Genomic DNA, 20,868 nt, shown 5'->3' on the forward strand with positions numbered 1-20,868 from the left:
AGCCACCGAATTCCTATTCTCCTCGCGGATAGCGCTGGTTTTCCTCCAGCACGTTGAGATCCATGTGGTTGCGCATGTAGCGCTCCGATGCCTTCTGCAGCGGCTGATAATCCCAGGGATAATAGGCGCCGTTGCGTAGCGCCGCGTAGACCACCCAACGCCGCGCCTGGCTTTCGCGCACGGCGGCGTCGAAGTTTGCCAGGTTCCAGCGCGCCATGGCCTGCGCCGTCAGCCGGCTCAGCGTTTCCGCGTAGGCGGGATCGTGAGCCAGATTGGTCAGCTCCTTCGGGTCCGCCTCGATGTCGAAGAGCATGGGCGGATCCTTCTCGCAAAGGGTCAGCTTGTAGCGGCCGTCACGCAGGCCCACGAGCGGCGCCTCGGAGCCTTCCGCCGCATATTCCATCGGCACGGGGCTGCGGCTTCCGGTGTTGAGAGCCAAGGGGGTCAGGTCTTCGCCATCGGTCCAGCGGCGCAGCGATGCGATGTCGATCCCGGCAAGGGCTGCCAGCGTCGGCGTCACGTCGAGCGTCGAAACCGGCTGGTCGATAAGCTTCGGCTGCCAGCCGGGCGCTGATATCATCAACGGCACGCGGGCGGAGCCCTCGAAGAAGTTCATCTTGAACCAGAGCCCGCGCTCGCCGAGCATGTCGCCATGATCCGAGACGAACAGGATGATCGTGTTGTCGGCCATGCGGCCGCGCTCGAGCGTTTCGAGGATCTCGCCGATCTTTTCGTCGACATAGGAAATATTGGCGAAATAGCCGCGCCGAGCCCGGCGGATCTGCTCCGGCGTGATGTCGAAGGCGGTGTGATCGCACGCCTTCATCAGCCGCTGCGAATGCGGGTCCTGCTGTTCGAAAGGGATTTCGCCGACTTCGGGGTCGAGCGCCGGGCAATCCTCATAAAGATCCCAGAAACGGCGCCGCGCGACGTAAGGATCATGCGGATGCGTGAAGCTGACGGTCAGGCACCAGGGCCGCTCGTCATGCCGGCGCGAGAGATCGTAGAGCTTGCGGTTGGCATGATAGGCAACCTCGTCGTCATACTCCATCTGGTTGGTAATCTCGGCCGTGCCGGCGCCGGTCACCGAACCGAGATTGTGATACCACCAGTCGATGCGCTCGCCGGGCTTGGTATAATCAGGTGTCCAGCCGAAATCGGCGGGGTAGATGTCCGTCGTCAGACGCTCCTCGAAGCCGTGCATCTGGTCCGGGCCGACGAAATGCATCTTGCCCGATAGCGCCGTTTGATAGCCGGCGGCGCGCAGGTGATGGGCAAAGGTCGGAATATCCGAGCAGAATTCGGCGGCATTGTCATAAACGCGGGTACGGCTCGGCAGCTGCCCGGACATGAAGGAGGCCCGCGCCGGTGCGCAGAGCGGGCTTGCCGTATAGCTGTTGGCAAAGCGCACGGAGCGCTTTGCGAGGGCCTTCAGGACCGGCGCATGCAGGAAATCGGCCGGGCCGTCGGGAAACAATGTCCCGTTGAACTGATCGACCATGAAGATGAGGATATTCGGGCGGGACATTCGCGTGTTTTCCTTGGAAATCAGAGGCCGGCGGCGAGCCAACCCATTGTGGAAATGCGCATGACGATAGCTCACTCTTTGTTATTCGATTATTTTATTGAACATCACTAGTGTTCCCGCTGTGAAGCAGGCATTTTTCGATAGATACCAAAAGGAAATTTTATGGCTGAACGTTTGATCGATCTCGGCTGGCTGCGGATTTTCCTGGAGGTGGGGCGCTCCGGCAGCCTGTCCGCCGCCGCTTCGGTGCTAGGCCTGACGCAACCGGCCGTCAGCTACCAGATCCGTCGTATCGAAGAGCAGATGGGCGTCGCCCTGTTTCGCCGCCAGCATCGCGGCGTCGAACTTTCGGCCGAGGGCCGGCGCCTGTTCGAGATCGTCGAAAAGGCTGTTGGCGGCGTCGACAATCTGGTGCGCAGTTTCCGCGCCGAGGCGGAGCGGCCATCGGTGCGCCTGCGCACGGACTATGCCTTCTCCGCCCTCTGGCTGATACCCCGCATGCATGCGTTCCGGCTGCTCCATCCCGAGGTGGATATCCAGATCGTCGCCACGCAGCGGCTGGATCGCGGCGCGCCGGAGAGTGGTGATATCGCCATCTTCTTCGGCACGCGCAGCGAATTCGGTCCGGCAACCAGTTTGCTTTTGCCGGAAAAGGTCGTGCCGATCTGCACCAGAGGCTTTGCGGAACGTCATGGCCCGTTCACCGATCCCTCGCAGCTCGCCGGCACCACGCTCGTCCATCTCGATTCGGAGATGCCGTCGCCCTGGTTCGATTGGGAGAGCTATCTCGCGGCCTTCGGCATTGCCCGGGATACCTATGCCGGTCGCGGCGATCTGCGCTTCAACACCTATTCGCTTGTCGTACAGGCCGCCCTCAGCGAGCAGGGCGTTGCCATCGGCTGGATCGGTCTTGTCGATTCCCTGCTTGCCGCCCGGACATTGGTGACGGCCGGCCCCATGCTCGAAGCGCCTGCTCGAGGCTATTGGCTGCTGCCGCCATCGACGCCGAACCCGCATGCCGAGCAGTTGGCGCAATGGCTGCTCGCCGAAGCAGCCGCCGTGTAGTCGTGATCTATTCCGAGGTGAGATCCGCGAGAAAGGTCTCGCACCAATGCGATACGTCGTTCTCGAGCAGGTGATCCATCATGCCGCGCCAACGCTCCTGCCGTTCCTGCAGCGGCATGTTGACGGCCCGCGCAAGGGCGTTCGCCGTGCCGTCGACATCATAGGGATTGACCAGCAGGGCGCTCTTCAGCTCGCGCGCCGCACCCGCAAAGCGTGAGAGCACCAATACTCCCGGGTTTTCCGGATCCTGCGCGGCGACATATTCCTTGGCGACCAGGTTCATGCCATCACGCAGCGGCGTCACCAGCCCGACCTTGGCGAGCCGGTAGAGGCCCGCCAGTATCGGGCGGCTGATCGAGCGGTTGATGTAGCGGATGGGCACCCAGTCGACCGTGCCGATCGCACCGTTGACCCGGCCGGCCTGTTCGGCAACCGCATGCTGCATCGCCTCATATTCCGGCACTTCGGAGCGCGATTTCGGCGTGATCTGCAGATATGTGACGCTGCGCTGGTGGGCGGGGTTGTTGGTGATGAAGCGTTCGAAGGCGTCGATGCGCTGCGTGATGCCCTTGGAATAATCAAGCCGGTCGACACCGAGGATCAGGTCGCGGCCTTCGATGCTTTTGCGCACCCTGTGCACCATGCTGTGCGATGCGGCCCTGCGGGCGAATTCGGCAAAGCCCGCCGTCTCTATGCCGATCGAATAGGCGCCGCCGCGAAAATCATGGCCGTGAGCGTTGAAATGGCCGGGGCTTTTCTCGATGCCCATGCCTTCGCGTTTCAGGCAGCCGGCGAAGTTTTCAAGATCGTATTTGGTTTGGAAGCCGAGGAGATCATAGGAAGAAAGGCCGCGCATGATCTCCTCATGCACCGGCATGGCGAGCACGACGTCTGCCGGCGGCCAGGGAATGTGCAGAAAGAAACCGATGCGGTTCTTCAGCCCCATCTGCCGCAGCTCCGCCGCCAGCGGGATGAGATGGTAATCATGCACCCAGATAATATCGTCCGGCTCCACCAGCGGAGCAAGGCGATGGGCGAAGAAGCGGTTGACGCGGAAATAACCGGTCATTTCCTTGCGGGCGTATTCGGCAAGGTCGAGCCGGTAGTGGCAGATAGGCCAGAGCACGCGATTGGCAAAGCCCTGATAATATTCCTCGACGTCGGTCTGGGTCAGATCGCTCAGCGCATAGGTGATATTGCCGTCCTGCGTCATCTGCAGCGGTTCTGGCTCGATGTCGCCGCTCGATTTGCCGGACCAGCCCATCCAGATGCCGCCGCGCTCGGCAAGGGCAGCCTGCAGCGCCACGGCAAGACCGCCCGCGGCTGCCGCGCCCTTGTGATCGGGTACGGAAACGCGGTTGGAAACGATGATGAGACGACTCAAGGTTACTTCCTTTCGAGAAGGCCAAAGCAATTCCAGGAAAAGTGCGCAGCGGTTTTCCGCTCGGAATTGCGGGAAATAAGAAGCTGGAGGGCGCCGTAGTGATCGACGGATTACTTGACGAGCGTTGCCAGCACGTCCCTTAAACGCGCAGGCGAGCCAATGGATGCACGCGCCAATGTTTTTCCACTGCCTTCGCCGACGCGGACGGATTGGCCGCCGAGACGGTTGGCAGCGGCAAACATCGTCTCGTCGGTCACGTCGTCGCCGATCGCGACCGGACGGCGTCCTTCGAAGGGAGCTTCGGCAAGAAATGCCTCGACGGCATGTCCCTTGCTGGCATGGGCAGGGCAGATTTCGATCACCATCTTGCCGCGTTGAAGGTTCCAGTCGGGACCGGCCTCCTCCAGATGGCGTTGCATGGCCTCGCCGATCTTCACCTCGTATGCAGGTGCATGCCGGAAGTGAACTGCGACTGCTGCCCCCTTATCCTCGACGATAGCGCCGGGCCAGGCCATGGCTTCATGCTGGATGACCTGCTTCATCTCCTGGAAGGCTGGCGGAATATGCGCGCGCCGCAGCCGTCCGCCTGCATCGCGCCGCTCCGCGCCATGCAGGCCGGCAATAGGGAAGTGGAAGGGCGCAAAGAGCGGATCGACGAATTCGATGGCGCGACCCGTCACCAATGCCAGCGCGCCGCCGAGCTGGCGGGAAAGCGCATGAAGGGTTCCGGGGAGATAATCCGGGACGACGATCGCCTCCGGCCTTTCGGCAAGATCGAGCAAGGTTCCGTCTATATCGAGGAACAGCGCCCAGTCCTGCGGATACAATGAGAGCGCGGTAAGGGCCGGCTCGTTCAGCGGCCTCGGCTTGGCGTCACCCTGTTCGGGCTGTTCCTGAGAAGACATGCTGGGTTAGCTAAGGCGCTCTTCTCGTTTGGCAAGGAAAAAAACGAACGGCTGAAAATCAAAAGGGGCCGCCTTAAGCGACCCCCCATGAGCTTTGGCCCGTAACTGGCCTGAAGCGGCAAACGCTTCGGGAAGGTGTTGATCAGCGCGAGGGCTGCCTCGCAACGTTCACAACCATTTCCATGCCGTATACAAAGACCGAAATCTCACTAGACATTGGATCACCTTCCTTTCGTTACGTTTCAGACGAGACAAACGTAGCTCAAATTTGAGCCGATGCAAGAGGCGCGGCCTTGGAGAGCTTCACACTTATTGTCGCACTGAAATGTCTTGGCCGGCCACGTCCTGGGCCAAAACCCTGTCGCGGCGGGGTTCACGATGAAAATGTTGCGATGCAGAATGTGATCGGACGAAGCGTCAAATATCTGTCATCTTGCGCGTCACGGAATGGAAAATTAAGACTTTATTACCCATTCCGCATAAACAATCGTCCAAGATTTGCCATTCTCCCGCGGGACAGGAACACAGCGGGAATCGGAGTGAGAGACGCATGTGTCGCTGGGCAGCTTATCGTGGAGACCCCCTCTATCTGGAGGAGCTGGTGTCTTCGCCCGCCCACTCCCTGATCGAACAATCCCATTGCGCCACGCGCGCCAAGACGGCGACCAATGGTGATGGTTTCGGCATCGCCTGGTACGGCGATCGGCCGGAACCGGGCCGCTACCGCGATATCCTGCCGGCCTGGTCCGATTGCAATCTGAAGAGCCTGGCGCGGCAGATCCGCTCGCCGCTCTTCCTCGCCCATGTCCGCGCGGCCACCGGCGGCGGCACGCGGCGCGACAATTGCCATCCCTTCGTCTTCGAGAACTGGTCGTTCCAGCACAATGGCCAGATTTCCAATTTCGACCGTTTGCGCCGGCCGATGGAAGCGATGCTCGACGACCGGCTGTTCCATGCGCGCAGCGGCACGACCGATTCCGAGCTTCTGTTCCTGCTGGCGATGCAGTTCGGCCTGATGACGAACCCGACCGCGGCGATAGCTCAGACCATCGGCTTCGTCGAAGGGCTGTCGCTGCATTTGATCGGCTCGGTGCTGGTGCGCTTCACCGCAGCCTTTTCCGATGGCAAGTCGCTTTATGCCATCCGCTATGCGACCGACCGCAAGGCGCCGACGCTCTATGCCTCGCCGGTCGGCTTAGGGTATTGCCTCGTGTCCGAGCCCTTGAACGACGATGTCGATGCCTGGCGCGAAATTCCCGATGGCAGTGCCGTCTTGATCGACGATAGCGGCGTTCATGTCACGCCCTTCCAGCCGGAAGAGCGTGCGCCCGCCGAGCGATTGCCGGTAGCCGCTATCCCTGCCTGAATTGTGCTGATATCAGCGCCGCGAGCCGTGCCGCCACCTCATCCTTGTCGAGATCGGGCCACTGTTCGACGCCGTGGTGACTGACGATCTTCACGCGGTTCCGCGTGCCGCCCATGATGCCGGTCGCGGGTGAGACGTCGTTGGCGACGATGAAGTCCGCACCCTTGCGCTCCAGCTTCGCGCGGGCATTGCTCTCGATATCTTGCGTTTCGGCGGCAAAGCCGATGACGAGCTTCGGCCGCTGCGTATGATGACCGACGGTCTTCAGAATGTCGGGGTTTTCGGTGAGAGCCAATGTCGGGATCGATTCGCCCGGATGCTTCTTGATTTTCTGGTCGGAGGCAGAGGCGACGCGCCAGTCCGCGACCGCGGCCACCATCACGGCAATATCGACGGGCAGGGCGGCAAGCACGGCGTCGCGCATTTCGTCCGCCCGCTCGACATGGATGACATTAAGACCGACCGGGTCGGGTATGGTCACCGGGCCGGACACGAGGGTGACGTCGGCGCCGAGTGCCGCAAGGGCCGCCGCGATGGCATGGCCCTGCCGGCCGGACGAGCGGTTGGCGATGTAGCGCACCGGATCGATCGGCTCATGCGTTGGGCCGGAGGTGACGACCGCCTTCTTGCCGGCGAGCGGCTTGGCACCGTCATCCAGCCGTCTCTCGGCCGCCGCGACGATATCGAGCGGTTCCGCCATCCGGCCTGCGCCGTTCTCGCCGCTCTCGGCCATTTCGCCGGTCATCGGACCGACAAAGGCAACGCCGTCACCGCGTAGCATCTCGACATTCCGCCTGGTCGCCGGATGCGCCCACATCTTCGGGTTCATGGCGGGTGCGGCGAGCACAGGCCGGTCCGTGGCAAGCAATATGGTCGAGGCAAGATCGTCCGCCAGCCCGTTTGCCATCTTGGCAAGCAGATCGGCTGTCGCCGGCGCGATCAGCACGAGATCGCAATCGCGCGCCAGCCTGATGTGGCCGACATCCTGCTCGTCCTGACGCGAAAACAGATCGGTAAAGACATGGTCGGTGGCAAGCGCGCCGACGGCAAGCGGCGTGATGAACTCCTGCGCGCCCGATGTCATGACGGGCCGCACACTCGCGCCGCGCTCGCGCAGCCGGCGAATGAGATCGAGGCTCTTATAGGCCGCGATGCCGCCGGAGATGATGAGAAGGATGCGCTTTCCTGCGAGAACCATGCCTGAACCCGTCGCCTGTTCTTTTGCCCATAAGCCTAAGCCTTTGGCGTGTCATAGGCAATCGCGGCATTGCGCTGTCATGGTTGTAATCGTCCGGCCGCCCCATTTCCCGCGGGCGATCACGGAAACCTCACGCCCTTGTCATTTGCGGGCGCCTTCCATCTCGACAAATCTGAACACGTTAACGTTCGAAGGAGTAACGCCTTGAAACTGATGAAAGTCGCGATGATCGCCCTGCCAATCATGGCTGCCGCCATGCCGGCCCTTGCCGAGCGTGCCTATTCGCCGCAGGAGCTGAAGAACAAGGAGATCGTTCTGGATTTCTACCAGAAGGCGCTGAACGACAAGGACTTCGACGCGGCCTCCAAATATCTTGGCAAATACATCCAGCACAATCCTCTTGCCGCCGATGGTCCCGAAGGCCTGCGCGGTTTCCTTGACTATCTGAAGAAAAACTATCCGCAGTCGAAGAGCGAGATCAAGCGCGTGATGGTCGATGGCGATTACGTGATCCTGCGCGTCCACGCCGTTCGCCAGCCGGGTGATCGCGGCAGCGCTATCGTCGATATCTTCCGCGTCGAGGACAACAAGATTCAGGAACATTGGGACTCGGTGCAGCCGATCCCCGAGAAATCAATGAACAATAATACGATGTTCTGAGTGGAAGGGCCGCTGGGGAAATAGGATCCGCGGCCCGTCCTAATTCATTCAAAGCATTCCAGCGACATGATCCCGCAACCAACTCATGTTTTGCGGGATCATTTCGGCGACGATAATTGCGCCGTGAAGGGCCATCAGGTACGCGTGATCGACAGGCCGCCGTCGACGAGCGAAGCCGTGCCGGTGACGAAGCTTGCGTCATCGGAGGCGAGGTAGAGGACCGAGCGAGCAATCTCTTCGGGGCCAGCGACGCGCTTCAGTGCATGCAGATTGGTTACGAAGGCCTGCTTGTCGGCCGTGTCGTTCATTTCGCGATACATATCGGTATCAACAGCGCCTGGCAGTATGGCATTGACGCGCACATTCTGCGGGCCAAACTCGGCGGCGAGTGTTTGCGTCAAGCCGATCAGGCCGGATTTGCTGGCGGCATAGGCGGCAACGCCCGGGAAGCCGACGGTATGGCCGACAAAGGTCGACGTGAAAATCACAGAACCGCCGCCATGCTTGATCATTTCGCCGATCTGGTGTTTTGCAGCCAGGAACGATGCGGTGAGGTTGATCGCCAGCGCTTCGGCAAAGCCTGCCTCTGAAACCTCGGTGCTGGGACCGGCCTCGCCGAGCGTGCCGGCATTGTTGAAGGCAATATCGAGCTTGCCGTAGCGCTCGATCGCAAGGGCGACCAGCGCCTTGTGGTAGTCTTCCGAGCGTACGTCGCCAGCCAACACGGCTGCTTCACCGCCGGCGGCTTTGATCTCAGCGGCAAGGCTTTCCAGTTCTGCGGTGCGGCGCGCGCCGACGACAACCTTGGCGCCTTCGGCGGCGAAGAGTTTTGCTGTGGCGCGGCCGATGCCGGAGCTTGCGCCGGTGACGATTGCGACTTTTCCATTCAAGCGGTTCATTGTTCCATCTCCTGTGTGGGAACGTGTCTTTCGGGGTGTCCGATACGTGGAAGATGGCCTTTTCCGATCGTTCGGATTAGTCTGCAAATGGTGGAATTCGAATTCGGAGTTTCCGAACGATGCTGAAGATCGACGGGATCGTGACATTCGTGACTGTAGCCGAGGCCGGCTCGATCAGCGAGGCGGCGCGACGCCTGCGCCTGTCGAAATCCGTCGTCAGCGAGCGCCTGTCGGAAATGGAGAAAGCACTGGGGGCAACCCTGCTTCACCGCACGACCCGCAAGCTGACCTTGACGGAGGACGGCACCGCTTTTCTGCAGCGCGCCACCCGTATCGCGCAGGAGGTGCGCGAGGCCGCAGCCGATCTCGCCGAGCGGCGCGGCATGCTGATGGGACCGTTGCGCATTGCCGCACCCGTCACCTTCGGCCGCATGCATCTGGGGCCTGCCCTCTATCCGTTTCTCGCTGAGCATCCGGAAATCGAACTGACGCTCGATCTCGACGACCGCCGGGTCGATGCGGCCTCGGATGGCTATGACGCGATCATTCGCCACGGCTTGATTGCGGACTCGCGCCTTGTCGCATGGAAGCTTGCCCGCAGCCGCCGTCTTCTCGTGGCCTCGCCGGATTATCTGATGCGTCACGGCAAGCCCTCCTCTCTGGCCAACCTCGAGAATCATCGTGGTATTTTCTACACGAATCGCGGCGTGGCTGACTGGCGTTTTCAGGGGCCGGAAGGCGCCATCGTCATTAAGGGAACGCTGGCATTGGGCGTGAACAATGGCGATGTCCTCCACGATGCAGCCATTGCCGGCCTTGGCATTGCCTTGCTGCCGACTTTCATTGCGGGGCCTTCGGTGAGGGAGGGGCGCCTTGTCGAAATCGATGTCGGCTATCGGCCGGAGCCGGAGTTCATTTTCATGGCCCATCCGGAGGGGCGCAACCCCTCGGCCAAGCTCCGCGCGATGGCCGATCACCTGAAGAAGGCCTTTGGCGATCCGCCTTATTGGGAGCGGGAGCAATTCCAGCAAAAGTGTGAAACGGTTTTGCGTCCGGAATTGCGTGAAAACAAATAGCTACCTGACTAGGCAATCAGACTCATGAGATTGGCGATAACAGGCGAACGCTGTGCCTTGAGGCTGGCAAGACCCAGCCGTGCCACGACCGGCGGCCCGTCGATCTGCCTATAGGCAACGCCATCGAGCTTGATCTGCGCGATCGACGCCGGAACGATGGAAACACCCAGATTGGCGGCAACGAGATTGACGACGGATGGGATCTGCGGCGCTTCCTGCGTCACCACGAGCTCGAAGCCTGCCTCGCGACAAGCGGCGACGATATCGTCATAGAGACTGAGCCCCACCATGCGCGGAAAGAGGATGAAGGGCTCGCCGGCCAAGGCCGCGATCGGCACGCGCTCTTTCTTCGCCAGCGGATGATGTGCCGGCAGCGCGATCAGCATCTGTTCGTCGGCAAAGCGCTTCAGGCGCACATCCCGCGGATCTTCCAGGCCGGGGCGAATGAAGGCCGCGTCGATCTCGCCGCGCATCAGCCCCTCCATCAGCGCATTGGTGTTCATTTCGGTCAACGACAGCCGCACCTCAGGCCATTGCCCCCGAAACTCGCGGATCGTTGCCGTGACGATGGTGTTGAAGGCGGAAGAGGCGGTAAAGCCGAGCGAGAGGCGGCCGATTTCGCCGCGATTGGCGCGCTGGGCGGCGAGCTTTGCCTTTTCCGCCGCATCGATCGCCATTCTTGCTTCAGTGAGAAAGGCCTCGCCGGCGGCCGTCAGCTCCGCGCCATGCGGCACGCGGTGGAACAGTTGCGCGCCCACCTCGTTTTCCAGGTCCCGGATCTGCTGGCTGAGCGGCGGCTGGCCGATCCCGAGGTTGGCGGCCGCACGGGTGAAGTTTCCCGCTTCCGCGAGCGCCAGAAAATAGCGGATATGACGCAGCTCCATCGCTATCTCCAAAAGCTATTGAGATCGCCTGTTCCATATATTGGACTAATGAAGCGGACCTGACTAGATTCCAGGGCAAGAAAGGTTGGGTGCCCTCATGTTTCGCGCCGCCAGAAAGCAGGAAGCCACTGCTTCCGAAGTTCAGTCCCGTCCCGAATTGATGCTCGTCAAGAACGAGCCGCAGGCCGAGCCTCGCCAATTCCTTACGCGCGGAACGCCCGCTTTCCGCCGCGCGACCATCGCACTGTTTCTCTCGGGCTTTGCCACCTTCTCGCTGCTCTATTGCGTGCAGCCGCTGATGCCGATCTTCTCCGAGGATTTCGGTGTCACGCCCGCCGCAAGCTCATTGTCGCTATCGCTTTCGACCGGCTTCCTGGCCTTTGCGATCTTCGGCGCCGCTGCCGTTTCCGAAAGCCTCGGCCGCCGCAGCCTGATGTTCATATCGTTGCTCGGCGCGGCAATCTGCACGATCGTCTGCGCGGTGTCGCCGAGTTGGCATATGCTGCTCGTCGTCCGCGCGCTTGAAGGCTTTCTTCTGGGCGGCGTACCTGCTGTCGCCATGACTTATCTCGCCGAGGAGATCGAGCCGCGCGGTCTTGGCGGCGCGATGGGCCTCTATATCGCCGGCAACGCCTTCGGCGGCATGGCCGGCCGCGTGGTCACGGGCACGATCGCCGAATCCTTCAGCTGGCGGCCGGCGCTCGCTGCCGTCGGCATTCTCGGCCTGATTGCCGCCGTCGGCTTCCTCTATCTGCTGCCGCCGTCGCGCAATTTTACCCCGCGCAAGGGCTTCGATGCCGGCTTTCATGTAAAGGCCTGGGGCGGCCATTTCGGCAATGCGGCGCTGCCGCTGCTGTTTGCTATCGGCTTTCTCGTCATGGGCTCCTTCGTCACGGTCTATAACTATGCCGGCTTTCGTCTCGTCGTCGATCCCTATGACCTCAGCCAGACCGAGCTCGGCCTGATCTTCACCGCCTATCTTTTCGGCATCGCCGCCTCTTGGGCCGCAGGCCTGCTCGGCGATCGCATCGGCCATTTCATCGTGCTGCCGATTGGCGTGCTGATCGCGGCGCTCGGTGCGGCGGTCACGCTGTCCAGTTCCCTGCCGCTTATTGTCCTCGGCATCGTTCTGGTGACGATCGGCTTCTTCATGACCCATTCCGTCGCCAGCGCACTGGTGGGACGGCTGGCCCATGGCTTCAAGGGGCACGCCTCCTCGCTCTACCTGCTTGCCTACTATCTTGGTTCCAGCATTGCGGGCTCGGTCGGCGGCTATTTCTGGCTTGCCGATGGCTGGAATGCCGTGGTTGCCTTCATCCTCGTCATGCTGACACTATGTCTCGTCAGCGCGCTTGCCGTTGCCAGGCTGGCGCGCCGTTGAGGCAGGAGGCCGCCATGATCCGCATCGACCATCTCGATCATCTGGTGCTTACGGTTGCGAGCATCGATGAGAGCTGCGATTTCTATGCCCGCGTCCTCGGCATGGGCATCGAAACCTTCGGAGAAGGCCGCAAGGCTCTGACCTTCGGCAACCAGAAGATCAATCTGCATCGCGCCGGCCGTGAGTTCGAGCCCAAGGCCGAACGGCCGACGCCGGGCTCGGCCGACCTTTGCTTCATCAGCACGACGCCCCCGGATGACATCATCGCTCACCTCACGGCCGAGGGCGTTGCGATCGAAGAGGGTCCCGTGCGCCGGACCGGCGCGACCGGCCCCATTCTCTCGGTCTATTTCCGCGATCCGGACAACAATCTGATCGAGGTGTCCAATACACTCTCCTAAGATTGTCCATCCGGCTAACGAATCGCTTTCTGTCCTAGCATGCCCATGAATGCGTCTGCTTGACTCCCGGAATTTCAACCTATATTAAACCAATAAGTTAATTAACTTTCTGGTTTATCAAGCGGCATGGACACATTGAGCATCACCCTTTCGGCCCTCGCCGATCCGACCCGTCGGGCGATCCTGGCGCGTCTGGCGACTGGCGAGGCATCCGTCTCCGAACTTGCCGAACCTTTCGACATGTCGCTGGTCGCCGTCTCCAAGCATCTGAAGGTGCTGGAAAGAGCAGGCCTGATCTCGAAGGGTAGGGAGGCGCAGTGGCGACCCTGCCGGCTGGAGCCCAAGCCGCTCCGGCAGGTGGATGACTGGCTGGAAAGCTACCGGCAATTCTGGAACGACAATCTCGATCGCCTGGAAGCCTATGCGGCGCTATTGCAAAAAGGAGGAAAGAATGATCCCAGCAACTGAGGGCGGCAGTATGCGCCCGACGCGCGAGATCGTGCTGACCCGCGACATTGCCGCGCCGCGCGTATTGCTGTTTCGCCTCTGGACCGAGCCGGAGCATCTGATGCGCTGGTGGGGGCCACAAACCACGACTGCTTCATCCGTCTCCATCGATCTGCGCGAGGGCGGTGCCTGGCGGCACTGCATTCTCACGACAGAGGGCAGGGAATATTGGAGCCATGGACGCTATCTGGAGATCGTCCCGCCCCAGCGCCTCGTCTTCACCTTTGCCTGGGAAAACCAGGATGGAAAACCTGGCCATCCCATGCAGGTGACCGTGGAATTCCATGAGCTTGGCGAGAAGACGCGCCTCGTCTTCCGCAAGGCCGAGCTGCCCGACGATACCGAACTGAGATTGCAGACCGGCGGCTGGGAACAGGCCCTCGACAAATACGTCGCCTACGCAGAAGCCACCTCAAGGGAAGGATGAGAGTGATGAAGAAGACCTATCACGGAAGCTGCCATTGCGGCGCCGTCAGCTACGAGGCCGATCTCGATCTGCAGGGTGGCACCTTCAAATGCAATTGCTCGATCTGCAAGAAGAAGCGCAATTGGCTGGCAGTGGCAACACCAGCCGATTTCCACCTGATCTCGGGCGAAGACAGCATCGGCGAATATCAATTCGGCCCGCGCATCCTGCATCATCTCTTCTGCAAGACTTGCGGCATCAGCTCGTTCAACTGGGGTGAAAACCCGGCGCTCGGCGGCAAGTTCTATGCGATCAGCATCAGCTGCCTGGACGATGCCACCGATGAGGAATTAGCTGCCCTTCCTGTGGGATATTTCGACGGCCGCGACGATCGTTTCGATCGCGCGCCTGAGGAAACGCGTTATCTCTAAAGTACTGGCTTAGCTCTTTGTCGCCAGCCAGATGACGTGACGCGCGCCTGTCTTGCCATTGGCGCGCGTGTTGACCACCTCGACGGCAAAGCCGCTGTCGCGCAGACGTTTCGTGAAACGGTCATCGGGTCCCGAAGACCAGACGGCGAGGATACCGCCAGGGCGCAGCGCATCGCGCGCTGCCTTGAGGCCCTGGTAGTCGTAAAGGCCGTCATTCGCCTCCGACGTGATGCCATCGGGGCCGTTGTCGACATCGAGCAGGATGGCGTCGTAGGTTGCCTTGCGGGCGCGGATGAGTGGACGCACGTCGTCTTCATGAACGGCAACGCGCGGATCGTCGAGGCAGCCGTCGAAGACCGTTGCCATCGGTCCGCGTGCCCAGGTCACCACGGCCGGAACCAGCTCCGCAACCGTAACCTTGGCATCCGCACGGAGTTCGCCGAGGGCCGCGCGCAAGGTAAAGCCCATGCCGAGGCCGCCGATCAATATATGCGGTGCCTTCCGGCCCTTGATCTTCTCGCAGGAAAGCGTGGCAAGCGCGCGCTCCGAGCCGCTCAACCGGCTGTTCATCAGCTCGTTGGTGCCGAGCATGATGGAAAATTCCTGGCCGCGCTGTTTCAAGCGCAGCTCTCCGCCGCCGGGGATTTTCGCAGTGTCGAGTAGGGTCCAGGGGATCACGGGCAACTCTCAAAACTTGTCAATAATTGCCCGGGACCATAGTCGTTCGTACTCAGTAAGAACAGACGCGCCTATCCCAAACGGATGTATGGCACATCCTTTTTCGCCACTTCGTCCAGCGCTTCCTCGTAGCCGGCATCGGCATAGCGCATGACGCCGAGCGCCGTGTCGTTGGTCAGCGCATGATCTAGCCGTTCGTCGGCGGCGGGCGTGCCGTCGGCGACTACGGTGACGCCGCAGCTCGTCATATAGCCGGCATAGCCACCGCCGCCGGAATGGACGACGACGAGATCGGCCATGGATGAGCAAAGCATCATGGCATCGATCAAGGGCCAGTCGGCGATGGCGTCGGAACCATCCTTCATGCCTTCCGTCATGATGTTCGGATGCGCCATGGCGCCGGCGTCGAGATGGTCGCGCGAAAAGGCGATCGGACCTTTCAGCTCGCCGCTTGCCACAAGTTCGTTGACGCGACGGGCAAGCGCGGTGCGCTCGCCATGGCCAAGCCAGGCGATACGCGCCGGCAGCCCTTCGAAGGGTACATGCTGACGGGCAAGGCGGATCCAGTTGGTGATGATCTTGTTGTCGGGAAACATTTCCAAGAGCAGATCGTCGATGCGGGCGATATCGCTTTCCTCGCCCGAAAGTGCCATCCAGCGGAACGGGCCGATGGCGCGGCAGAAGAGCGGCCTGAGATAGGCTTCGGTGAAGATCGGGATATCGAAGGCGTTGGCGACGCCGCCTTCCTTCGCCTGGGTGCGGATCAGATTGCCGTTGTCGAAGACTTCCGCGCCTTGTCTCTGGAAATCCAGCATGGCCTTCACATGCTCGACGATCGACGCGCGGCTTGCCGCCATCAACTGGCCCTGGCCGTCGTCGCGCAGATCCCGAACCTGCTGCAGGTTCATACCCTTCGGCACGTAGCCATAGACGAGATCATGCGCCGAGGTCTGGTCGGTGACGATGTCGGGCACGATGCCGCGCCGGGCGATCTCGGGATAGATCTCGGCCGCATTGCCGACGAGGCCGACGGAAAGCGCCCGCTTCTCCTTGACCGCAGCGTCGATCATCGCCAGCGCCGAATCGAGATCGGGCGCGATTTCCTGCAGATAGCCGATTTCCTGGCGCTTCCTGGCGCGCTCCGCATCGATGTCGACGCAGAGGATCGCGGCACCCGCCATGCGGCCGGCGAGTGGCTGCGCGCCGCCCATGCCGCCGAGACCGGCTGTCAGTACGAAACGGCCGAAGAGATCGCCGCCGAAACGGCGCTCGGCAATGCGCATGAAGATTTCGTAGGTGCCCTGGATCACGCCCTGGCTGCCGATATATTGCCAGGCGCCGGCGGTGAGCCCGCCCCAGCAGATCAGGCCCTTGCGCTGCAGCTCGTAGAAGACTTCGGCTTTTGCCCACTGCCCCACGATATTGCAGTTCGCCATGATGACGAGCGGCGCCTTGTCATGCGTGCGAATGAGGCCGATCGGCTTGCCGGATTGAATGAGCAGGGTCTGGTTCTCATCCATTTCGGTCAGCGCCTTCACGATGCCCTTATGCGCCGCCCAGTTGCGGGCCGCCTTGCCGAGGGCCGCGTAGACGACGAGATTATCCGGATCTTCGCCGACCGAGAGCACGTTTTCGAGCAGGCGCAGCAGGGCCTCCTGTCGCCAGCCCTTGGCACGCAGCTCCGGGCCGCCCGGTATAGGGAATTTCGGGTGACGTGGATTGGCTTTCGGCATGATCCTCTTACCTCTTGGTTAGTGGTGGTCTCCCTTCTCCCCACCGGGGGTCCGAAGGGCGGGTCGAGACCCGTGGCTCGACCCCGGTTGGTGGCCCGAAGGGTCGGATGAGGGGGCGGCTCGGCATATACCATCTTCGCTTGCCGCTCAGACGTTCGCTCCTTCGTCGCTCACCCCCTCATCTGTCCTTCGGACATCTTCTCCCCGCTGGGGAGAAGAGGAATACTCATTCATTTCGGCGGCAGGCCTTCGACGAAGTCGAGCGCTGCCAGAAGCAGCCGCCTGCGCAGCATGTCGTTGCCATAGGCTTCCGGGCCGGCACGCAGCCACCCCTTCATCTCGCGGCCGCCCATCAACATGGTTTTGACGTCATGCTGCTCCAGCGCCCAGGCATCGTTACCTTTGCCAAGGCGGATCAGCATCCCGTCTTCCCGGGCGCCGCACATGAGATGACCGTTGAGCAGGAAGGCCCAGCCGCCGAACATCGCTTTTTCGCTGAGCCCGGCTCGTTGCCCAAGCTCTTCTCTCAGCAATTCCTCGAGGCCCGCGTCACGCGCCATCTGCGCCTCTCGCGCTTTTCAACCCTTCTTGCCGGCCAAAGCGTATTTCGCGATCTCGATCCCCATGGCCTTTTCGACAGAGGGATAGACCGTCGGGTCGAGCACGCTGGCGGAAAGCGGAATGATATCCATCGGCACATGCAGGATGAAAACCTTCATGCCCTCATGCAGCTGGCCGACGCTCAAGGGCTCGCCTTCCGGCGACAGCGTGGTGATGACGGAGGGGAAGGTCGCAAGGCGCTTGCCGCCAGTATCCTCGACGGCCATGTATTCGTTCATCACATGCATGACGACGGCCCTGTCGCCGCTGCCGACCGTGACGGTGCCGATATCGAAGGCTTCCTTCGTGTAGACGACATCCTTCCTGGTGATGGTGCCTTCGGCCAGGATATGGCCGCCGGTGGTCTTGCAGATGGCGTCGATGACGGCGCTGCCGCCCTTCTTTTCCGCCTCGATGATCGCCTCGCCGAGCGAGAGCGCCATGGAGATGCCGCCAAGTGCTGCATGCGTGCGGACATAGGAGGCGCGCAGGGGATTGCGGCAGGACGCGATGAAGCCGCCGGACTGATCGGATGCCGCGCGCAGGATCGGCGAAATCTTCGCCGTCGCGCCCTTCACGACCAGCTCGATGTAGCGGTTCTCGGCGCGGTTGCCGCCGACGGCGGTCTGGATCATCTGCTCGGGCGAACCCGCCATGCCGATCGAGCCCATATCGCCGGTGGGATGGGCGCGGATGTCGCCGACCGCGTCCACAACCTTCGTTCCGAGGATGGCCGACGGTAGCCAGCCGTTCAGCGTCGAGGACTTGCCGTTCTGGCCGATGATCAGGCCGGAAAGCTTCTCGCCGAGTTCGTCCTGCAGCAGCTGCGCGGCTTTCACGTAGTCGATGCCCTGCATTTCCCAGGCGGTCGTGGAGGCCGGCGCGCCGATGGCGGCGGCCGTGGCGATCCAGTCATTGTCGTCAAGCTCGTCGATCGACACCAGCTCCGGCTTGCCGACATTGACGGCCGCATAGCCGAGCATGCGGCCGTGATCGGCCCAGCCGCCGCCGCCGGCGGCATAAACGGAGCCACCCTTGACGGCCGCTTCCACATCCTTGGCAACGAGTATGCGTCCCATCGGCTACTCCCGGTTCTGTTTGAGGTTCTTGTCCATGTCGCGCACCGCCTCGAAAAGAACGGCGGCGCCCATGGCGATGTCGTCATTCTCGGCCCATTCCTCGGCGCAATGGCTGCGGCCTTCCTTGCAGGGCACGAAGATCATGGCGGCAGGCGCGACCTTGGCGATCCAGGCCGTATCGTGGCCGGCACCGGAGGCCATGCGGCGATGCTTGGCGCCGACCGTGTCGCAGGCGCGCTCGAGCGTTTCGAGCAGGACCGGCGCACCCGGCGTCGGCATGTTGTCGGAGACACGCACCGGCGGGTTGATCGTCACGCCAAAATCGGCGGCAATAGTCTTCACCTCGCCATCGATCCAGGCGAGGAAATCTTCCATGTCACTGCGGATTTCGGCGCGGCCATCGATCAACAGCACGACCTTGGAGGGCACGACATTGGCGGCATTCGGTTCGATGCGGAATTCGCCGACGGTTGCGGCGAAGTGGCCGGGCGTTTTCGCCTGCTCCAACGCCCGCTGCCTGATATCGAGCACGAGCTGCGAGGCCGCCACCAGCGCATCCGCACGTCGGTCCATCGGCGTCGTGCCGGCATGGTCGGCGCGGCCTTCAACGGTGATTTCGATGCGGGTGATGCCGGCGATCGCGGTGACAATGCCGATATCCTTGTTCTCGGCCTCGAGCACAGGCCCCTGCTCGATATGCAGTTCGAGGAAGCCAGCGAGATCCGGGCGCTTCTGGGCAAGCAGCACAGAGGGATCGCCACCGACCTCGGCAATCCCTTGAGAAAGCGTGCGGTCGCCGCTTGTGCGGGTAAGCCATGCCTCGGGAATCTGCCCGGTCATGCCCCGGCTACCGATGCAGGAGACGCCGAAGATGCTGACTTCCTCGGCCAGGAAATCGACGATCTCCAGATCATGATCAAGCTCGATGCTGCGATCCTTCAAGGAGCGCGCCACTTCGAGCGCCGCGATCGTGCCGGCGATGCCGTCGAAGCGGCCGCCATCAGGAACGGTATCGGAATGCGAGCCCACAAGGATGGTGCCGAGGCTGGGCTTTGCGCCCGCGCGCCGGCCGATCAGATTGCCGGCGGCATCCATGCGCGTCGTGAGCCCCGCCGCCTTCATACGGGCCTCGATATAGGCTCGGCCTTCCAGAAAGAGCGGCGAGAAGGCACGGCGCGTCCAGGGATGGCCCGGTTCGGTAATGCCGGCCAGCGCATCGATGTCTTCGGCGATGCGGTCGGCGTTGACGGGCAGGTTGCGGCGTTTGGTGTCGGTCATCAGGCAGCATCTCCGGCAATGATTTGGCGAGGCAAGGGGCGCACGAAGCTGCCGGAACCGGGTTCGGCCAGCACCTTCTGTCCCTCGGTGATCTGCTTGCCTCTAAGATAGGCGGCGGACACCGTCCAGGGCAGGCGGATACCATTATAGGGACTCCAGCCGACGACATTGTTGCCGCTGGCGGCTGCGTCATAGACCATTTCGCGCGGCTCCAGCACGACGATGTCGGCATCCTTGCCAGGGGTCAACGCACCTTTGATATGGTCGAGACGGAAATGCTTAGCCGGGTTTTCCGCCATCAGCTTTGCGGCCCAGGTCAGCGGCACGCCGCGCTCCAGGGCACCCTTGACGAAGAGCGGCACCATGACCTCCAGTCCCGGCACGCCGGAAGCGTTCGCCAGCATGTCCGGATTGGTCTTGCGGTTTTCCGACCAGCTGACATGGTCGGTCGAGACCAGCCAGACATTGCCTTCCGCCACCTTGCGCCACAAGGTTTCCACTTCGGCGCGCGGGCGGATCGGCGGATTAATTTTCGCCTTGCCGCCGAGACGCCGCACATCGTTTTCCTCGTCGAGCGTCAGATAGTGGATGCAGCACTCGACCGTCGCCTCGAAGCCGTCGCGGCGATAGGCGCGGGCGATGTCGTATCCACGGCCGAGCGAGCAATGGACGACATGGGCCGGGCAGCCGGTATCTGCGCCTGTCTCGAAGATCGTGTGCATGGCGAGAAGTTCTGATATCGGCGGCCGGGAAAGGCCGTGGGCGCGGTAGTCGGTAACGCCGCCTGCCTTCACCTGCTCAATATAGGCGCGGACTGCTTCGTCATCCTCGTTGTGGACGCCTGCGGTCAGGCCCGTCGGGGCGATCGCGGCAAAGCAGGCATCGAGGAGAGCAGGCGGGATGCGCGGAAAGCGTTTCGGATCGGTGCCGAAGGTGGAGAATTTAAAGGCGGAAACGCCGGCCTCGACCATTTCGGCGATGCGCGCCGGACCTTCTTCCGGATCGACGGTACCATAGAGGGCAAAGTCGACGCGAGCTTGCGGCGCGGCATGGTCGATCTTCTTCTTCACCGCCGCCGCCGAGCAGACGAGATTGCCTTCGTCATAGGGCATGTCGACGATGGTGGTGACGCCGCCGGCGGCTGCCGAGCGGGTCGACCAGATGAAGTCTTCCTGATCCTTCTGGGAGAGGGAATGGACCTGTGCATCGATCGCGCCGGGCAGGATCAGCGCCTTCCCGAGCAGATGCCGCTCGCGTGCCGCCGGCGGCACGCCGATGCCGATCTCGGCGATCTTGCCGTCGCGAACGGCGACATAGCCGGCTTCCACGATGCGTTCCGGCAAAACCACGGTGCCTTGCAGAACAAGATCGAAATCGGCCATGTGTATTCTCCCCGCTCGTCGGTTGGT

General features: G+C 62.1%; 20 protein-coding genes and 1 pseudogene. 9 read left to right on the forward strand and 12 right to left on the reverse strand.

From position 1 onward, the window contains the following. Positions 1-13: 13 nt before the first annotated feature. Positions 14-1,528 carry a choline-sulfatase gene (betC, locus tag CCGE531_RS02530; RefSeq protein WP_120662772.1) on the reverse strand — a complete coding sequence of 505 codons (1,515 nt, stop codon included), beginning with the start codon at positions 1,526-1,528 and terminating at the stop codon, positions 14-16. 162 nt (positions 1,529-1,690) lie between these two features. Between betC and CCGE531_RS02535 the strand changes: the two genes are divergently transcribed. After that, positions 1,691-2,593, forward strand: a complete 903-nt coding sequence (locus tag CCGE531_RS02535) for a LysR family transcriptional regulator (RefSeq protein WP_120662773.1) — start codon at positions 1,691-1,693, stop codon at positions 2,591-2,593. Between the two features lie 7 nt (positions 2,594-2,600). Here CCGE531_RS02535 and otsA read toward each other — a convergent pair whose 3' ends face one another. Together otsA and otsB are read right to left on the reverse strand one after the other, a co-directional pair. Beyond that, positions 2,601-3,977 (reverse strand): alpha,alpha-trehalose-phosphate synthase (UDP-forming), encoded by a 1,377-nt coding sequence (gene otsA / locus CCGE531_RS02540; protein ID WP_120662774.1) that lies wholly within the window; start codon positions 3,975-3,977, stop codon positions 2,601-2,603. Positions 3,978-4,087: 110 nt separating this feature from the next. Next, entirely contained in the window at positions 4,088-4,882 is a 795-nt protein-coding gene (gene otsB / locus CCGE531_RS02545; RefSeq protein WP_120662775.1) for a trehalose-phosphatase, read from the reverse strand. Between the two features lie 550 nt (positions 4,883-5,432). Here otsB and CCGE531_RS02550 point away from each other — a divergent pair. Beyond that, complete coding sequence (locus tag CCGE531_RS02550) at positions 5,433-6,248, forward strand: class II glutamine amidotransferase (protein WP_120662776.1); 816 nt, start codon at positions 5,433-5,435, stop codon at positions 6,246-6,248. On the opposite strand, the gene coaBC is transcribed toward CCGE531_RS02550, so the two are convergent. Then, positions 6,235-7,446: a bifunctional phosphopantothenoylcysteine decarboxylase/phosphopantothenate--cysteine ligase CoaBC gene (gene coaBC, locus CCGE531_RS02555; protein WP_120662777.1), complete on the reverse strand. Its 1,212-nt coding sequence runs from the start codon at positions 7,444-7,446 to the stop codon at positions 6,235-6,237. The two genes, CCGE531_RS02550 and coaBC, sit on opposite strands and share 14 nt — an antisense overlap. 213 nt (positions 7,447-7,659) lie before the next feature. Here coaBC and CCGE531_RS02560 point away from each other — a divergent pair, with 213 nt between their 5' ends. Continuing rightward, entirely contained in the window at positions 7,660-8,106 is a 447-nt protein-coding gene (locus CCGE531_RS02560) for a nuclear transport factor 2 family protein (protein ID WP_205586488.1), read from the forward strand. A gap of 134 nt (positions 8,107-8,240) precedes the next feature. On the opposite strand, the gene CCGE531_RS02565 is transcribed toward CCGE531_RS02560, so the two are convergent. Further along, positions 8,241-9,005: an SDR family oxidoreductase gene (locus CCGE531_RS02565; protein ID WP_120662779.1), complete on the reverse strand. Its 765-nt coding sequence runs from the start codon at positions 9,003-9,005 to the stop codon at positions 8,241-8,243. A 119-nt stretch (positions 9,006-9,124) separates the two neighbouring features. Here CCGE531_RS02565 and CCGE531_RS02570 point away from each other — a divergent pair, with 119 nt between their 5' ends. After that, positions 9,125-10,081, forward strand: a complete 957-nt coding sequence (locus CCGE531_RS02570; protein ID WP_120662780.1) for a LysR family transcriptional regulator — start codon at positions 9,125-9,127, stop codon at positions 10,079-10,081. A gap of 8 nt (positions 10,082-10,089) precedes the next feature. Here CCGE531_RS02570 and CCGE531_RS02575 read toward each other — a convergent pair whose 3' ends face one another. After that, the gene (locus CCGE531_RS02575) at positions 10,090-10,965 is read right to left on the reverse strand and encodes a LysR family transcriptional regulator (protein ID WP_120662781.1); all 876 of its coding nucleotides are present in this window, start codon (positions 10,963-10,965) and stop codon (positions 10,090-10,092) included. A 97-nt stretch (positions 10,966-11,062) separates the two neighbouring features. Here CCGE531_RS02575 and CCGE531_RS02580 point away from each other — a divergent pair, with 97 nt between their 5' ends. From CCGE531_RS02580 to CCGE531_RS02600, 5 genes are all read left to right on the forward strand, one after another. Next, entirely contained in the window at positions 11,063-12,346 is a 1,284-nt protein-coding gene (locus CCGE531_RS02580; protein WP_120662782.1) for an MFS transporter, read from the forward strand. A 14-nt stretch (positions 12,347-12,360) separates the two neighbouring features. After that, positions 12,361-12,747 carry a VOC family protein gene (locus CCGE531_RS02585; protein ID WP_120662783.1) on the forward strand — a complete coding sequence of 129 codons (387 nt, stop codon included), beginning with the start codon at positions 12,361-12,363 and terminating at the stop codon, positions 12,745-12,747. Between the two features lie 126 nt (positions 12,748-12,873). Continuing rightward, positions 12,874-13,215: a metalloregulator ArsR/SmtB family transcription factor gene (locus CCGE531_RS02590; protein ID WP_120662784.1), complete on the forward strand. Its 342-nt coding sequence runs from the start codon at positions 12,874-12,876 to the stop codon at positions 13,213-13,215. Then, a complete protein-coding gene (locus tag CCGE531_RS02595; protein WP_120662785.1) occupies positions 13,199-13,681 on the forward strand; it encodes an SRPBCC domain-containing protein in 483 nt (160 codons plus the stop codon). The genes CCGE531_RS02590 and CCGE531_RS02595 overlap by 17 nt, the downstream gene beginning before the upstream one ends. A gap of 5 nt (positions 13,682-13,686) precedes the next feature. After that, positions 13,687-14,091 (forward strand): GFA family protein, encoded by a 405-nt coding sequence (locus tag CCGE531_RS02600; protein WP_120662786.1) that lies wholly within the window; start codon positions 13,687-13,689, stop codon positions 14,089-14,091. 9 nt (positions 14,092-14,100) lie between these two features. Here the strand turns inward: CCGE531_RS02600 and CCGE531_RS02605 are convergent, their stop codons facing one another. The 6 genes and pseudogenes from CCGE531_RS02605 to CCGE531_RS02630 all read right to left on the reverse strand — a co-directional run bounded on the left by CCGE531_RS02605 (position 14,101) and on the right by CCGE531_RS02630 (position 20,841). Further along, positions 14,101-14,769, reverse strand: a complete 669-nt coding sequence (locus CCGE531_RS02605; RefSeq protein ID WP_120662787.1) for a hypothetical protein — start codon at positions 14,767-14,769, stop codon at positions 14,101-14,103. A 71-nt stretch (positions 14,770-14,840) separates the two neighbouring features. Then, on the reverse strand, positions 14,841-16,502 hold the full coding sequence (locus CCGE531_RS02610) for a urocanate hydratase (protein WP_120662788.1): 1,662 nt from the start codon (positions 16,500-16,502) through the stop codon (positions 14,841-14,843). 230 nt (positions 16,503-16,732) lie between these two features. Beyond that, positions 16,733-17,062, reverse strand: coding sequence for a TfoX/Sxy family protein (locus tag CCGE531_RS02615; protein ID WP_120662789.1), 330 nt, complete (start codon positions 17,060-17,062; stop codon positions 16,733-16,735). A gap of 18 nt (positions 17,063-17,080) precedes the next feature. Further along, entirely contained in the window at positions 17,081-18,181 is a 1,101-nt protein-coding gene (locus CCGE531_RS02620) for a DUF917 domain-containing protein (RefSeq protein WP_120662790.1), read from the reverse strand. Beyond that, positions 18,165-19,459: pseudogene (locus CCGE531_RS02625) on the reverse strand (Zn-dependent hydrolase); the annotation flags it as partial. The pseudogene CCGE531_RS02625 and the gene CCGE531_RS02620, both read right to left, overlap by 17 nt. Then, positions 19,459-20,841 (reverse strand): amidohydrolase family protein, encoded by a 1,383-nt coding sequence (locus CCGE531_RS02630; RefSeq protein ID WP_120662792.1) that lies wholly within the window; start codon positions 20,839-20,841, stop codon positions 19,459-19,461. The pseudogene CCGE531_RS02625 and the gene CCGE531_RS02630, both read right to left, overlap by 1 nt. Between the last annotated feature and the right edge of the window lie 27 nt (positions 20,842-20,868).

The sequence above is a fragment of the Rhizobium sp. CCGE531 genome (assembly GCF_003627795.1).
Classification (GTDB): domain Bacteria; phylum Pseudomonadota; class Alphaproteobacteria; order Rhizobiales; family Rhizobiaceae; genus Rhizobium.